The 14,445-nt window shown below is 71.1% G+C and carries 12 protein-coding genes; 2 read left to right on the top strand and 10 right to left on the bottom strand.

Annotated features, from left to right (window positions below; genetic code table 11):
* Positions 1-237: 237 nt before the first annotated feature.
* The 4 genes from Mterra_RS00060 to Mterra_RS00045 form a co-directional block, all read right to left on the bottom strand.
* Entirely contained in the window at positions 238-1,086 is an 849-nt protein-coding gene (locus Mterra_RS00060; protein ID WP_119313298.1) for an SDR family NAD(P)-dependent oxidoreductase, read from the bottom strand.
* A gap of 192 nt (positions 1,087-1,278) precedes the next feature.
* A complete protein-coding gene (locus tag Mterra_RS00055) occupies positions 1,279-2,064 on the bottom strand; it encodes an HAD family hydrolase (RefSeq protein WP_119313297.1) in 786 nt (261 codons plus the stop codon).
* 234 nt (positions 2,065-2,298) lie between these two features.
* A complete protein-coding gene (locus Mterra_RS00050; protein WP_036218510.1) occupies positions 2,299-2,859 on the bottom strand; it encodes a protoglobin domain-containing protein in 561 nt (186 codons plus the stop codon).
* A 105-nt stretch (positions 2,860-2,964) separates the two neighbouring features.
* Positions 2,965-7,461, bottom strand: coding sequence for a glutamate synthase-related protein (locus tag Mterra_RS00045; protein WP_119313296.1), 4,497 nt, complete (start codon positions 7,459-7,461; stop codon positions 2,965-2,967).
* Positions 7,462-7,749: 288 nt separating this feature from the next.
* Here Mterra_RS00045 and Mterra_RS00040 point away from each other — a divergent pair, with 288 nt between their 5' ends.
* Together Mterra_RS00040 and Mterra_RS00035 are read left to right on the top strand one after the other, a co-directional pair.
* Positions 7,750-8,022 carry a stage V sporulation protein S gene (locus Mterra_RS00040; RefSeq protein ID WP_026234850.1) on the top strand — a complete coding sequence of 91 codons (273 nt, stop codon included), beginning with the start codon at positions 7,750-7,752 and terminating at the stop codon, positions 8,020-8,022.
* Between the two features lie 86 nt (positions 8,023-8,108).
* Complete coding sequence (locus Mterra_RS00035) at positions 8,109-8,792, top strand: zinc metallopeptidase (protein WP_170159491.1); 684 nt, start codon at positions 8,109-8,111, stop codon at positions 8,790-8,792.
* Positions 8,793-8,838: 46 nt separating this feature from the next.
* On the opposite strand, the gene Mterra_RS00030 is transcribed toward Mterra_RS00035, so the two are convergent.
* From Mterra_RS00030 to Mterra_RS00005, 6 genes are all read right to left on the bottom strand, one after another.
* On the bottom strand, positions 8,839-9,378 hold the full coding sequence (locus Mterra_RS00030; RefSeq protein WP_119313294.1) for a TetR/AcrR family transcriptional regulator: 540 nt from the start codon (positions 9,376-9,378) through the stop codon (positions 8,839-8,841).
* A gap of 59 nt (positions 9,379-9,437) precedes the next feature.
* The gene (locus Mterra_RS00025; RefSeq protein WP_245971417.1) at positions 9,438-9,962 is read right to left on the bottom strand and encodes a YceI family protein; all 525 of its coding nucleotides are present in this window, start codon (positions 9,960-9,962) and stop codon (positions 9,438-9,440) included.
* Between the two features lie 52 nt (positions 9,963-10,014).
* A complete protein-coding gene (locus tag Mterra_RS00020; RefSeq protein ID WP_119313293.1) occupies positions 10,015-11,313 on the bottom strand; it encodes an alpha/beta fold hydrolase in 1,299 nt (432 codons plus the stop codon).
* Positions 11,314-11,408: 95 nt separating this feature from the next.
* Complete coding sequence (locus tag Mterra_RS00015) at positions 11,409-11,903, bottom strand: fasciclin domain-containing protein (RefSeq protein WP_119313292.1); 495 nt, start codon at positions 11,901-11,903, stop codon at positions 11,409-11,411.
* Positions 11,904-12,058: 155 nt separating this feature from the next.
* On the bottom strand, positions 12,059-13,372 hold the full coding sequence (locus Mterra_RS00010) for a cryptochrome/photolyase family protein (RefSeq protein ID WP_119313291.1): 1,314 nt from the start codon (positions 13,370-13,372) through the stop codon (positions 12,059-12,061).
* 59 nt (positions 13,373-13,431) lie between these two features.
* A partial coding sequence (locus tag Mterra_RS00005; protein ID WP_420836684.1) for a phytoene desaturase family protein occupies positions 13,432-14,445 on the bottom strand: 1,014 nt, incomplete at its 5' end.

Below are 14,445 nucleotides of genomic sequence, written 5' to 3'. Positions count from 1 at the left end.
GCCGCTACTTACATCCGTTATTAGGACGTTATGAAGCGGCGCTGGGGGCGGGGAGGGGGCTGCCCGACGGCCGCGGCCGAGCCGGCCTGGGTGGCGGGGGTTAAGCCAGACCCCGACGCGATTCCGGCCCCGCGCCGCGGGCCGTGAAGATGAGAGCAGCTTATGTTTTTGCCCTAAAGGCCAGCCGCCACACCCCTGTACGGCATAGCTTGGGTTTTGCTTTAACTGGAGGGGGGCTCAGGCCTCCTCGAGGCTCACCGGCCGGGGTTGTCTGCCGTCAACGTCGCGGAAGCCGTACTCCAGGCCGAGCCGCGCCGCCACCAGCGCCTGGCCGCTGCGCTCCATCACACGGGGGTCGCTGGCGAGCGCCGCGACGGCCCGCCCCGGGAAGCGGGGCGACTCGGAGTTGGAGAGGTCGAAGTGCTCCGCCGCGCGCAGCACGCCCTCGGTGCGCACCAAGCCCGGGTAGAGCGACACCGCCGCCACGCCGTAGGGGCGCAGCTCGAGGGCCATGTCCTTGGCCATGCGGTCGTTGACGGCGTGGGCGAGCCCGTAGACCACGTTAGCCATGTACTTCTGCGCCGCCCAGAAGGAAATGTTGACGATGAGCCCCTTCCGCGCTTCGACCATCCGGGCGGCGGCCAGTTGGCTGCACACGTAGCGGGCGCGCACCCCCGACCCGAACATGGCGTCCCAGCGCCAGCGCGGTTGCTGCCAGAAGGGGTTTCCCCAGGTGAACGCCCGGCCCCCGGCGGTGTCCTCGAGCATGTACTGGTAACCCGCCCACACGTTGTTGACCAGGATGTCCAGGTGGGGGTGCTCGGCGTGGACGCGTTCGAAGACCGCCAGGGTCTGGCTGTCGTCGGCGTGGTCGCACAGCAGCGGGATGCACTTTCCCCCCTCCCGCTCGATCTCCGCCGCCGTGTCGAAGACGCTCCCGCCCAGCCCATCGACCGTCTCGCCCGGCCGGGTGCGGCCCGTGACGTAGACGGTGGCCCCGCAAGCGGCGAGCTCGAGGGCGATCCCCTTCCCGACCCCCCGGCTCGCCCCGCTAACCAACGCCACCTTCCCTGACAGGTCGAACATGCGCACCTCCAGGGCCTGATTCTGACACTGCCGAGCCACCGCCGCCGGGGGCCATCTCGCGGCAGAAACGCCGTATAATTCGGACAATCCCAGCAGCGGGGTTTCCGCTGCGCCCCGCTGGCGCAGCGCCTTAATTCAGTGCAAGTCCAAACGGCCCCCGTGGCTGCGCGCCGGGCTGGCATCGGCGACCGTTCAGGCCAGCGTGTCGAGCCAGGGCAGCATCTCCAGCAGGTTTCGCACCTCGAGGCCGGCCCGGTAGCGGGGGTCGGGGTCCTTGAAGCCCCGGTTCACCAGCACCGAGCGCATGCCCGCGTTGAGGGCCCCGGCCACGTCGCGCTCGGGGTTGTCCCCCACCATCACGCAGTCCTCGGGGGCGACGTCGAGCTCCTTGCAGACGCGCTCGAAGATGCCGCGCTCGGGCTTGCCGATGTCCACCGCCCCCGAGATCACCGCGGCCTGGAAGCGGTGCAGCAGCCCGCAGCCCTCGAGCTTGTCCTGCTGGAGGTCGGGCACGCCGTTGGTGACGATACCCAGCTTGTAGTGCGGGGATAACGCCCTTAGCAGCGCGTCCACCTCGCCGTAGCGCGGGTAAACCCGCCGCTCGTTGAAGAAGCGGTCGGCCAGCGCCTCGCACAGCGCCTCGTCGGCGACGTCCTGCTCGGCGAGCGCGTCGCGCCAGACCGCCACCCGGTAACTCTTGGCCCACTCGTGCAGCCGGGCGATCTCGGGGATGCCGGTGTCGGCATAGCGGGCCCACAGCCCTTCACCTGCGCTGTGGCCGATGCGCTGGGTGTAGTCATAGACGGGGGAAGTCTTCCACAAGCGCGTGGCCTGGTTCCCGGCGGCCTCTACGAGGGCCTCGAGGTCGAGGCTGTACCACGACGCCGCGTAGTACGCACAGTTCCACAGCGTATGAACCGAAACCGGGTGGTCGAGGATGAGCGTCTCGTCGAGGTCGAAGAGGATGGCGCCGATCACCGGACAATCTTACCGTGGGGAAAGCGATAAGCCCTCAGCCCTCAGCAAAAAGCGGGGGCTCGTGGCAAACCCACCCCGGCCCTCCCCGCCGGCGGAGAGGGGGGTGCAGAAAGGGCATTTGACGTACGACGTACGACGTACGACGCAGGACACGCGTCTTGCGTCTTGCGTACGGCGTACGGCGCAGGACGCACGACCCGCGCCCGGCGTCCGGCCATCACCCACCCACACCCCTCACGCCTTCTCCCGCAACAACAGCTCCGCCCCCTGCGTCAGCGCCGCCTCGCTCGAGGCCATCCCCGCGCGGATGCCCGCCTCGACCGCCTCGCCGTAGCTCTCCTGGATGATGGCGAGCTCGATGGCGATGATCTTCTCGAAGGCCTCGACGGCGGCGTAGAGCTCGGTGGCCTTGAGCACGGTGTTCATGTGCTCGAGGGAGAGCTCCTGCACGATGCCCATGGCGGGGATGATGAAGCCGGGGCGGATGCCCAACCGGGCGTGCACCAGCCCGATGCGGCGGCGGTTTTCGGCGTAGTGCTCGTCGTAGACGCCGGAGAAGAGCTCGCGGTACCAGTCGGCGAAGCGGCCGTACAGCCGCTCGACCCTCCCCGGCACCGCCCACAAAATCGCCCGCATCTCGGGGTCGCGGCCCAGGTAGTCGTAGAAGGCCAAGGCGACCTCGGAGGCCATGGGGGTCATGCACCGGCCGAGGTTTTGCAGCACCCGGACGTGCTGTTCGGTGAAGCCGGTCCGGCGCTTGAGGTCGTCCAAGAGGGCCTCCGTGATCAGGGACATCTGTCCTATCCTACCCCCTGGAGCGCTGATCGGCGATAAGCAAGGCTGAACGGCCGACGGCATTACCCGCCATCGGCCGCCGGCGAACCGACGAGGGGCCGAGGGCTACTCCGTGCTCACCTCCTGGGCCACCTGCTGGTTGACCGGGACCACCATGCGGAAGTAGTGGGCGGGGTCTTGCAGCAGGCGCTCGAGGCGCTCTGCCTTCTCCGGCCGCTCGGCGGCGTGCAGCTCGGCGACGTAGGCGCCCAGGAGTTCCTTCACGTCGGCCACGCCGCGCTCGTCGAGCTTCTGCACCGCCACCTTGGCTCCCTTGGCGAGTCGGCGGCGCATGGCGACCTCGTCCAGGCCCATCTCCGGCCAGTGGCGCAGGTAGACCCGCCCGCCGGTCATGCCCGAGCAGATCCAGGGGCCGGGGTCGCCCAGCACCACCGCGCGGCCGCGGGTCATGTACTCGAAGGCGAAGCCCTTGGCCTGGGCGCGGGTGGCGATGTTGCCCAGCTCGTCCTGCAGGGGGCGCTCGGGCTCGCCGCCCAGCACCACGTCGGCGCCGGAGAGCCGGATGCAGAAGCGGCTGTCGGCCATGCCCTCCACGATCAGCAGGCCGCTGATGGCCCCGTAGGCGAAGGACTTGCCCACCGAGCCGTCCACGTACTGCCCGTAGGGGTTGCGGCCCTTGAGGATCGCCACCTTGCCGCCGAAGGCGTTCTTAGCCACCCCGTCCTGGGCCCCGCCCTCGACGTGGACCTCGAGCCCCTCGCAGTTGAAGGCGGCCAGGCCGTTGCCGGCCACCGAGCCCGAGTCGAAGCGCAGCTCCACGTGGGCGTCGAAGCCCTTGCCGTAGAGGCGCCGGCGGGCGATCTCCCCGGAGAGGTGCACCCCTAGGGCGCGGTCGGTGGAGCCTACGGGCCCCTCCTGGAAGATCAGGTCGCGGCTGCCCTCCTCGTAGGCGGCCGAGACCACCTCGGTGATCGAGCGGGTGAGCTGGTTGAGCGGCTTGCGCAGCACGTGGGCCGAGCGCTCGTTGACCCAGTCGGGGGCGCTGACGCCCTCGAAGAAGTAGCCCAGGTCGATGGCGTCCTCGAGCCCCTCCTGGCGCAGCAGGTCGCTGCGGCCCACCAGCTCGCGCAGCGACTTGAAGCCCAGCGCCGCCACCATGCGGCGCAGCTCCTCGGCCTTGAGGCTGAAGAAGCGCACGAGCTGCTCGACGGCGCGGCCCTCCTCCTGGGGCACGAAGCGCTTGAGGCCGTGGGCCTGGGCCTGCTCGAGGGTCTCGATCTGGGTGGTGATGCCCACGTGGCAGGTGTCGAGCTGGCAGCCGCGGCAGATGGTGCAGCCGATGGCGACCATCGCCATCGTGGCCATGCCCACCCGGTCGGCGCCCAGCAGCACCATGCGCAGGGTGTCGTAGGCGGTCTTGAGCCCGCCGTCGGCCCACAGCTCGACCCTGTCGCGCAGCCCGGCCCGCACCAGGGCGCGGTGGGCGCGGCGCACGCCGACCTCCACGGGCAGCCCGGCGTACTTCAGGGCGTGCCAGCGCGCGGCGCCGGTGCCGCCCTCGAAGCCCGACAACGCGATGATGTCGGCCCCGGCCTTGGCGATGCCGACGGCGATGGTGCCGATGCCGGGGATCACGGGCACCTTGACCGAGACCTTGGCCTTGGGGTTGACGGTCTTGAGCTCCTCGACGAGTTGGGCGAGGTCTTCGATGGAGTAGAGGTCGTGGTTGTTGGAGGGCGAGATCAGGTCCACGCCGGGCACCGCGTTGCGGGCGGCGGCCACCTTGACCGAGACCTTCTTGCCCGGCAGGTGCCCGCCCTCGCCCGGCTTGGCCCCCTGCCCGATCTTGATCTCGATGACCGAGGCCGAGTTGAGCATGTAGCTGTGCACCCCGAAGCGCCCGGAGGCCACCTGCTGGCCGCGCCAGTGGGTGTACTTGCCCAGCATCTCCGGGATCTCGCCGCCCTCGCCGTTGATGCACAGCATGTTGAGCTTCTTCACCGCCTCGACGTAGGAGCGGAAGGCGGTCTCCCCCTGCGAGCCGAAGCTCATGGCGGTGATCACGAAGGGCATGGAGTGGCCGCCCACGCCGATGTCCACTTCCTCGGGCAGCACCTCGCTCTTCTCGGGGAACTTCACCTCCAGAAGCTGCCGCGCCGCCACCGGCGACTCCTTCTCCAGCCCCCGCACCCGCTCCTGGAAGGTCTCGTAAGGGGCCTCGCCGCCCGAGACGTCCATGGCGGCCTTGAAGATGCGCGGGTTGAAGCGGAAGTCCTTGGCGGGCAGCACCTTCTCCTGCGAGAGGAAGGACAGGCGCTCCAAGGCGGTGCGCTCGAGCTCGCTGAAGCCGTAGCCGGCCTTCTGGGAGGCCAGGAAGGTGCGGATGCCCAGCCGCTCGGCCAGCTCGGGCTTGAGGCCCACCGCGCTGAAGATGCGCCCGTAGCCGCGCAGCTCGTGGATGCCCATGGTGGAGATGACCTTCTCCAGGCCCTTCTTGAGCCCCTCGAGCAGGTTTTGCAGCGCCACGAAGCCGTGGGCCGCGTGGGCCTTCTGCTGCATCAGCCAGGGGGCCACCGCGTCGGCGCCCAGGCCCAGGCACACCGCCACGTCGTGCAGGTTGCGGACGCCGCCGGAGTGCACCACCACCGAGGTGCGGCGGCGCAGGCTCACGCCCTCGCCGTCGCGGGCGTGCTCGAGCGCCTGGTTGACGGCCGCCAGCGCCAGGTACACGTCGAGCCAGGCGCCGTGCTCGAAGGAGCCGCGGTCCGAGAGCACCAGCAGCTCGGCGCCGTCCTGCACGGCCTGCACGGCCTGCTCCTCCAGCCGCTTGAGCCCGGCCAGCAGCCCCTCCTCCACCGTGAACTGCGACAGCAAAACCGCGCTCTTGAGGCGGCGCTGGGCCTCCTCGAGCGTCAGCGTGCCCTGCCCCTGCACCACGTCCCGCACCTCGGGGTGGGTCTCCTCCAGCAGCACCGGCACCAGCAGCTCTTCGGTGCGGCCCCCGCCCACGCCGTTGGGCAGCGCCCGCCGGCCCAGCACGGTGCGCACGGAGAAGTGCTCGATCTCGCGCTCGCGGTCGATGGCCGGGTTGGTGACCACCGCGACCGTCTCCTTGAGGAACTCGGAGAGGTTGGGCTTCTCGGGGTTGAGCGCGGCCAGCGGGCCGTCGTAGCCCAGGCTGCCGATGGGCTCGTTGGCGGTCTCGGCCAGGGCGTCGAGGTAGCCCGCGTCCCAGCGGTCCCAGCCGAAGGCCCGCTCGAGGTTCAGCGAGGGCGGCGCGGGCTTCTCCTCCACCCCGGCCCCGGCCCCGCCCGCCAGCGGCGGCAGGCTGTCGTAGCGCGGGCCCTTGAGGTGCACGTTGTACTCGCCCAAGGTGCCGCTCTTAGCCAGGAAGCGCTCGAGCACCTGCCGCTGGTGGCGCTCGTAGGGCAGCAGCCGCACGCCCTCCGGGGTCACGCGCAGGTAGATCTTCTCGCCGGGGGCCAGCGGGCGGGGGTCGCCCACGAACTCCTCGGCGGTGAAGACCCCGCGCTCGGAGGAGAAGATGTACTCGGCCTCGGTCTCGATGAACCACAGCGGGCGCAGGCCCATGGCGTCGGTGCAGAACACCGCCTCCTCGCGGTGGCGCGTCACCAGCGCCGCCGGCCCCTGCGCGAGCGGGCCGAAGCGCTGCCGCAGGGCCATGTAGAGGTCCTGCAGGGCGGGCGAGTAATTCTTGATCTCGCCCAGAATGGGCGGGAAGGCGATGTCGAGCGCCTCGGGCAGCGAGAGGGCGTAGCGGTAGAGCAGTCCCTCGAGGACGCGGTTGAGGTCTTGCGAGTCCGAGCCGCCCGTGAGGGGGATGCCCAGGAAACGGCCCTCGCGGCGCAGGCGCTCGATGGTGTTGATCTCGCCGTTGTGCCCCAGCAGGCCGAAGGGCTGCACCGCCTCGAAGGTGGACATGGTGTTGGTGGAGTAGCGGTTGTGGCCCAGCGTGATCGCCGACTTGTACTCCGCGCGCGAGAGCTCGGGGTAGTAGCGCTTGAGGATCTCGGCCGAGCCGCGCACCTTGTAGACGACGCAGGAGGTCGAGAGCGAGACCACGTGCACCGGGAAGCGCTCCTCGAGCACCAGCCCCAGCTCCCACAAGGGCCCGTCGCCGTCGGTGGAGAGCCCCGCGACCTGGAAGAACAGGGGCTCGGTGCGCTTGCCCACCGGCCCCAGCACGCTCGAGTTGACCTCTCCCCGGCGCTCCAGGAGCAGCTTGATGCCCCGGCGGCTGCCCTCGACGCGGATCAGGTCCATGAGCTCTTGCACCCGCTCGGCGCTGCTCTTGGGGATGAAGAGGTGGCCCACGAAGAAGCGGGGGTTGTTGGCGAGGTTGCCGTCGAAGCCGGCCTCCTCGAGGTAGCCCGCCCACAGCTCGCGCGGCAGGTCGGTCTGGATGCCCGTTCCGTCCCCCTCACCCCGGATCAGGCCCGCGCGGTGGGCCATGCTGTATAGGCTCTCGATCACGCGCTGCACGTTGGCGTGCGTGGGCTTGCCCGCCTTCTCCGCGATGGCGATGATGCCGCAGGCGTCGTGTCCGATAGGTACGTCGGGGTATGCCTTCCTGAACTCCATTAGGGGGCCTCCTGTAGCGCGGGTTGGGGTGGGGGGTTGACCTTCGCATAGTCATGCAAAGGTTTCAGCGAGTATACGGGCGAGGGTATACCAAGTCAAGGGACTAAGCGCCGCAAACGCTGACCAGCGCACGCCAAACGCCCCGCGGACGCGATTTTTGGAACCAGTGGTTCTAAAAAAATCTTCATTCTGGGAGAAAATTACGTGTTTATCGCTGTTTTCCCGCCTTGACTTTTAAACATGGCCCCAACTACAATGCAATTCAGCGGCGAGTGCCCAGGAGGGTATGTGGAAACGTTGCGCGTGTCCGGCAAATCTCGTCCCAATTCCGTAGCAGGTGCCATTGCTGCATTGTTGCGTTCCCAAGGTGAGGTGGAAGTTCAGGCCATCGGGCCCGCGGCGGTCAACCAGGCCGTCAAGGCCATCGCCATCGCGCGGGGGTACATCGCCCCGGACAACCTCGACCTGCTCGTCAAGCCGGCCTTCGTCAAGCTCGACCTCGAGTCCGAGGAGCGCACGGCCTTGCGCTTCACCATCAAAAGCCAGCCCCTGGACTCGTAAAGGTTTCGACCCTGACATAAAGCTCGTGACCCAGCTTGCAGAAGCTGGGTTGCATTTTTTGTACTTTCGGTAAGGGGTAAACCAAGATGACGAGCGTGACTTTCCTGCTAATGATCGTGGTGTTCATCGCGACCTTAGGCATCCAGTTCTGGCTGCAGCGGACTTACGCCCGCTACAGCCGCGTCGCCAACGCACGCGGGCTGACCGGGGCCCAGGTGGCCCGTACCATCCTCGACGCCCACGGGCTGCACGGCGTGCGGGTCGAACCGGTCCCGGGCGCCCTGACCGACCATTACGACCCCATGCAAAAGGTCGTGCGGCTGTCGGAGCCCAACTACGCCTCGCCCTCCTCGGCGGCGCTGGCCGTGGCCGCCCACGAGGTCGGGCACGCCATCCAAGACGCCAAGGGCTACGCCTGGCTGCGGGTGCGGGCCCAGCTCTTGCCCGTCGCCAACATCGGCAGCATGTTCGGGCCTTGGATCTTCCTGCTGGGCATGCTGATGAGCTTCAACGAGACCCTGATGAGCGTGGGCATCTGGCTCTTCGGGGCGGCCGCGCTGTTCCAGCTCGTGACCCTGCCGGTGGAGTTCGACGCCTCCAACCGCGCGCTGGCGATCCTGCAGCGCATGAACTTCCTCGACAACCGCGAGATGGGCGGGGCCCGCGCGGTGCTCACCGCCGCCGCCCTGACCTACGTGGCGGCGTTGGCCAACTCGCTGGCGACCATCCTGCACTACGTCGCCATCATGCAGTCGGCCCGCGAGGAGTAAAGCCCGCAGCGCCGAGGGGCTCCCCGGCGCCGGGGAGCCCCTCCCGTCAGACGGGGGGCGCCGGCAGCCCCCGCACGAAGAGCTGGACCCCGGTGCGCAGCATGCCCTCGAGCTCGTAGCCCGGCAGGTGGCGGGCCATCATGTAGGCCCCGTGGACGATGGAGGCGAAGATGGCGGCCAGGGGCTGCCCCTGGCCGGGGACCGCCTGCTCGAGGCTCTGCTGCAGCCGGACCAGGCCCCGCGACATGGCCTCCAGCGCCACCCTCGCGGCCTGCTGGTCGCCGCCGCGGCGGCCCGACTGCGCGGTCATGAGCGCGGTGAGCGGTTCGATCTGGTCGCGGTAGGCCAGGGCGTAGGAGAGCAGGCGCTCCTCGAGGGTCTCGCCCTGCTCGAGCGCGCGGTCGGCCTTCTGGAACGACTCCTCCAGCAGAGCCTCCAGCAGCTCCCGCTTGGAGGCGAAGTGGTGGTAGACGGCGGCCTTGGTGAGGCCCAAGCCGCGGGCGAGGTCCTCGAGGCTCGTCGCGGCGTACCCCCGCTCGGCGAAGGCGTGGCGGGCGCGGTCGAGGAGGGCCTGGCGGGTGTCCATCCCGAGGCCCAGGATATCCCCGCCCAGGCGAAACACTGTAGGGCAGGCCGGAGGTCGCCTCAGCGCACGGGGAGGGCGCGGGCCTCCAGGCGCACCTCGAGCCCGTCCTCCACGGTGAGGAAGAGGACGGTGGGGGGCTTGAGGTTCCACTCGGTGAAGCGGGTCCGGAAGCCCCCGGCGAAGCGGTAGGCGTCGCCCTCGAGCCTGAGCGTGCCCTCGATGCGCATAAATTTCCGCACCCCGTGGATCTCGAGCACCCCCTCGAGCACCGCCCGCTCCCCCTCGCGGCGCAGGGCGCTGACGTCGAGGCAGCTCTGCGGGTACTTGGCGACCTCGAGCACCCCCCGCGCGTCGTTGTCGCGCAGGCCGATGCCGGAGTCGAACTTGCTCATGTCCACGCAGACCCGCCCGGAGGCCTCGGGCTCGGCCCAGCGCACCTGGCCGCGGGCGGTGGGGTTGGTCCCCTGCCAGCTCCCCAGCGGCATCCGCCCCACGTAGGTCACGCTGCCCTCGACCGCATAAAGTTGCGGCGCCTGGGCCAAGGCGCCCCAGAGCCAGGCCAGAATTACCGCGAAGCGGCGCACGCCGGACCCCCTTCCCGCCTGTTCGAAGTACGCGCCCCTGCCCCAGGCGGATTCACGGCAGGGCCTCGAGGTAGCGGGCGAGGGGCCCCACGGCCGGCCCCTCGCGCCCCAGCAGGACGTCGAGGTGGGTGAGGCCGGGCAGGACCTCCCCGCGCACCTCGGTGCCGGGGAAGAGCGCCCGGGCGGCGGCGAAGCGGGCCGCGTCGGTGACGGCGCCGCGCCCGGCCCCCAGCCCCAGCACCCGGAAGCCCAGCCGGCGGGGCTGGAGCTCGGGCACCGCGAGGTCCCAGGCGGCGAGGTCGAGGGAGAGCCGCACGGGGAAGAACCACTCGGAGAAGCCGGTCTCGGGCCAGGCGTACAGGCCGAGGAGCTCGCGCGGGTCGGTGGCCTCGCCGGTGTCCCGCCACTCCACCCGCCTCCCCCGGGCCCCGATCACCGCGTAGCCGAGTTGCCCCTGCAACAGCCGCGGCAGGCTGAAGCCCTCGCGCCCCCAGGCCCGCCCCACCGAGGCCGAGAAGAGGGCGACGGGGTTGTAACGGTCGTCGATCTGGGCCAGGGCGGCGGCCTCGAGGCTCGCCGGGAAGCGCGCGGCGCCGGGCGGGGCGTCGGCTTCGGGGTCGCGCGCAGCCAGGAAGGCCAGGGCTTCGGCGCGGGCCAGGAAGGCCGGGCTCAGCCCCAGGCCCAGGACGCTGAACTCGAGGTAGGGCGTGGCCCCACCCGCCAGCAGCGCGTCGAGCCCGGGCGAGCGGCCGAAGCCGCCGGGGCCGCCCTCGAGGTACTGCTCGCGCGTGAGCCGGTTGGGGCCGGGGGCCCCGTCGATCCAGGCCAGGCCGGCCAGCTTCTCGCCCTTCCACTGGGCGTAGGCCGCGCTCAGGCTCGCCCCCAGGGAGTGCCCCGCCAGCACCACCGGGCCGCGCGGGCGGGCAGCGTCCACCAGGGCGTCGAGGTCTTGGAGGTGCACCCGCAGGCCCCAGTCCTTGAGGAAGGGGACGCCGGGGAGGGCGTAGCGCTGGTAGTAGGCCCAGGGGTCGGCGCCGAGGAAGCCCCGGCGGTCCTCGAGGCCGTTGGCGCGGCGGTCCCAGGCCCATACCTCCCAGCCCGGGGCGGCGAGCACCAGGCGGCGGGCCAGCGCGTCGAAGCTGGTGGCCCCGCCCAGCAGGCCCGGCACCAGCAGCACCGTGCCCCGGAAGGGCCCCTGGGCCGGGTAGACCAGGGCGTAGCTGCGGTCGAGCGCGGGCCCGGCGCTCGTGGGGGCCCCCGCGAAGCTGCGGTACTCGGGCTGCCCCGCCCAGCGCGCGGTCTGGGCCAGGGCCGAAGCACCGAGCAGCAGGAGCCAGATCAGCGGCCGCATGAGCCTATCCTCGAGCATCCCCCGCCCCTGCGGGTGCAAGCCCCGCCACAAAAAACCGGAGAGCGAGTCGCTCTCCGGCCGGCGACGGCGCCGGGCTACTTGGGCAAGAGCACGGTGTCGATGACGTGGATCACACCGTTGCTGGCCTTGATGTCCACGGCCGTGACCTTGGAATTGCCGTTGAGGGTCACCGCGCCCCCGCTGACCGCGATCGTCACGTTCTGGCCCTGCACGGTCTTGGCCTCCTTCAGCTTGACCACCTCGGCCGACGTCACCCTGCCCGCCACAACGTGGTAGGTCAGGACCTTGGTGAGGGCGGCCTTGTCCTTGAGCAGGGCGTCGAGGTCGGCCTTGGGGATCTTGGCGAAGGCCTCGTTGGTGGGCGCGAAGACCGTGAAGGGACCGGGCCCCGAGAGCGTCTGGGCCAGGCCTGCGGCCTGTACCGCCGCCAGCAGGGTGCTGAAGTTGGGGTTCGAGGCCACGACCTGGGCGATGGTCTGGTTGGCGGTGGTGTTCTGGGCGCTGGTCAGGGTCATGCCTAAAGCGGCCAGGGCCAAGCTTCCTGCGACGAGCAAGGTCTTAATCTTCACGGTTCGCCTCCTGAAATGCTTTCCAGGTCGGCAAAGGGCCGCCGCACTCGAGGCGCTCGGAAGCACTCCGGGCTCGAGGGCTCGCGCTAGGCCTTTGCCTTTCCCGCTATGAGCCTAGCTGTTCAGCTTATGTACAATTTTTGTCCACACTACGTTCAGGCTCGAGGTTTCGCCCGGGCGATCCGCGCGGCCGCCTCGAGGTAGCGCCGGCGGGCGGCCTCGAGGTCGAGCACCGGGCGCCCGTAGGGCTCGGGCCTGCCCCCGGACTCGGGCACCCAGCGCCGCAACCAGGCGCCGCCGGGGTCGTGGGTGTGGGCCTGGGCGAGGGGGTTGAACACCCGGAAGTAGGGGGCCGCGTCCACCCCCAGACCCCCGGACCACTGCCAGCCCTGCAGGTTGGAGGCGTTGTCGCCGTCGAGGAGCAGGTCGCGGAAGGCCCGCTCGCACTTCTGCCAGGGCAGCAGGGCCAGCTTCACCGCGAACTGCGCCACCACCATGCGCGCGCGGTTGGAGAGGAAGCCGGTCGCGCGCAGCTCGCGCATCCCCGCGTCCACGGCGGGGACGCCGGTGCGGCCCTCGAGCCAGGCCCCGAACATCTCGTCGTCGTCGGCCCAGGGCAGGGCGTCCCAGCGCGGGTCGAAGGCCGAGCGGGCCATGTGGGGGAAGTTGTGGAGCAGGTCGCCGCTGAAGTCGCGCCAGGCCAGCTCGCCGACCCACTTGTGCGCCCCCTCGCCCCCCGCCCGCATGGCCCGCTGCGCCGCCAGCCGGGGCGAGAGCACCCCTAGGGTGAAGTAGCACGACAGCCGCGAAACCCCGCTCCCGTCGAGCCTGTCGCGGGCCTGGTGGTAAAGCGGCAGCCCCTCCGAGAGGAAGGCCTCGAGCGCCCCCAGCGCGGCCTCCTCGCCCGCCGGCGGCAAGGGCACGTCGGAGGGCTCGTCAGGGACCGAGCCCGGGTCGTGGCCGGGCGGGAGCGCCGCCGGGGGGAAGCGCCCGGGCGCTTCGGGCAACTCCGCCTCGGGCGCGGCCCACCATCGCCGGGAGTAGGGCGTAAACACCGTGTAGGGGCTGCCGTCCGGCTTGACGATCTCGCCGGGCTCCTGGACGTACTGCCCATGGGACCACGCCGTCCGGCCCGGCAGGGCCTCCTCCACCTTCCGGTCGCGGAAGCGGGCGTAGGGCGTCGAGTTGCGCACCGCGAAAACGCGGTGAACGCCCAGTTCGGCCGCCGCCCGGGGCAGCACCTCCCAGGGCAGGCCGCTTCGCACCAGCAGGGCCCCCCCGCGCCGGGCGTAGGCCTCGCGCAGCGCGGCGACGTTGCGGTAGAACCAGGCCCGCCGGCGCGCAGAGGTGCCGTTCAGGATGTTGGGGTCGAGGACGACGAGGCCCACCGCGGGGCCGCTTCGCAAGGCGGCCGCCAGGGCCGGGTTGTCGTGGGTGCGCAGGTCGGCGCGGTGCCAGACGAGGTTCATGCCCTCCTTTTACCTGCGGGGCCGCACGCCGCCTTTAGCGTGACCTACAAAGCCCAAGATCACCCGCCGGCTCCCCGCGAACGGGCGCCGGGCGCGTCCCCAGGGCTCCCCAGCCTGCGGAGCACCGCCTCGGCCACCCGGACTCCCCCCATCGCCACGGCCGGGACCGATTGGCCGGGGAAAACCGTCTCCCCCACCCGCCACAGGTTGGCGAACGGGGTGCGCGGCGCGGGCGTGCGCAGGGGGTGGGACTGGGGGTAGCCCCCCACCCAGCCGTCCTGGCGCGAGGTGTAGCGGGCGTAGGTGTGGGGCGAGCCTGCCAGGAGCAGGGCGGCCGCGTCCTGAAACCCCGGGATCAGCCGCTCGACCTGCCGCGCCACCCGCTCCTGCCAGGCCCTCTTCCGGGCGGCGTACTCCTCTGCCGACAGGCCGCGCCACGCCTCGAGCCGGGTGTGCACCGAGGCCGAGAGCACCCGCATCCCCGGAGGCCCGCGCAGAGCGTCCCCCGGCTCGGACAGGCTGACGAAGACCCAATCGCCCTCCCCGGCCCACTGCCGGTAGGGCGGCCCCGGCGGGACGGCGGCCTCGGGGAGCGCCGCGTGGAGCACGAAGGCGCCCCAGCCGTCGGCGGGCGGGCGGCCCGGCCGGCCCAGCAGGCGGCCCAGGTCGGCGGGGGTCAGGTTGGCGACGAAGAGGTCGGCCTCGAGCCGCTCCCGCTGCCCCCTGCGCCGCCCGCCCAGCGCCACCTCCACGGCCCACACCCGGCCGCCCCGCGCCAAGAGCCGCTCCGCCCGGTGGCGGTAGAGCACGCGCCCGCCGTGGCGTTCGACGGCCTGCGCCAGCGTCTGGGCCACCGCCCCCATCCCGCCCCGCGCCATGGCCGGGCCCCGGTGCGGCAGGTCGAGGGCCGCCGCGCCGAAGAGGGCGTAGGTGCCCCGGGCGTCGGCCTGGGAGGCGATGAGCAACTGCGCGTCGAGGAAACGGCGGAAGGCCGGGTCTCGGGGGGCGTGGGCCGCGGCCGGGCGCAGGAGGTCGAGCAGGAGGGCGGGCAGGTCGGGGAGGTGGCGCAAGGC

The sequence above is a fragment of the Calidithermus terrae genome, from assembly GCF_003574345.1.
GTDB lineage: Bacteria > Deinococcota > Deinococci > Deinococcales > Thermaceae > Calidithermus > Calidithermus chliarophilus.
The sequence above is the reverse complement of the archived record's forward strand: the minus strand, read 5'-3'. Positions and strand labels throughout refer to the sequence as shown.

Excerpts from the sequence above, each read along its gene's own strand:
- Mterra_RS00035 (WP_170159491.1), top strand. The coding sequence starts at position 8,109 with ATGACGAGCGTGACTTTCCTGCTAATGATCGTGGTGTTCATCGCGACC.
- Mterra_RS00020 (WP_119313293.1), bottom strand. The coding sequence starts at position 11,313 with ATGCGGCCGCTGATCTGGCTCCTGCTGCTCGGTGCTTCGGCCCTGGCC.
- Mterra_RS00010 (WP_119313291.1), bottom strand. The coding sequence starts at position 13,372 with ATGAACCTCGTCTGGCACCGCGCCGACCTGCGCACCCACGACAACCCG.
- Mterra_RS00030 (WP_119313294.1), bottom strand. The coding sequence starts at position 9,378 with ATGGACACCCGCCAGGCCCTCCTCGACCGCGCCCGCCACGCCTTCGCC.
- Mterra_RS00045 (WP_119313296.1), bottom strand. The coding sequence starts at position 7,461 with ATGGAGTTCAGGAAGGCATACCCCGACGTACCTATCGGACACGACGCC.
- Mterra_RS00060 (WP_119313298.1), bottom strand. The coding sequence starts at position 1,086 with ATGTTCGACCTGTCAGGGAAGGTGGCGTTGGTTAGCGGGGCGAGCCGG.
- Mterra_RS00050 (WP_036218510.1), bottom strand. The coding sequence starts at position 2,859 with ATGTCCCTGATCACGGAGGCCCTCTTGGACGACCTCAAGCGCCGGACC.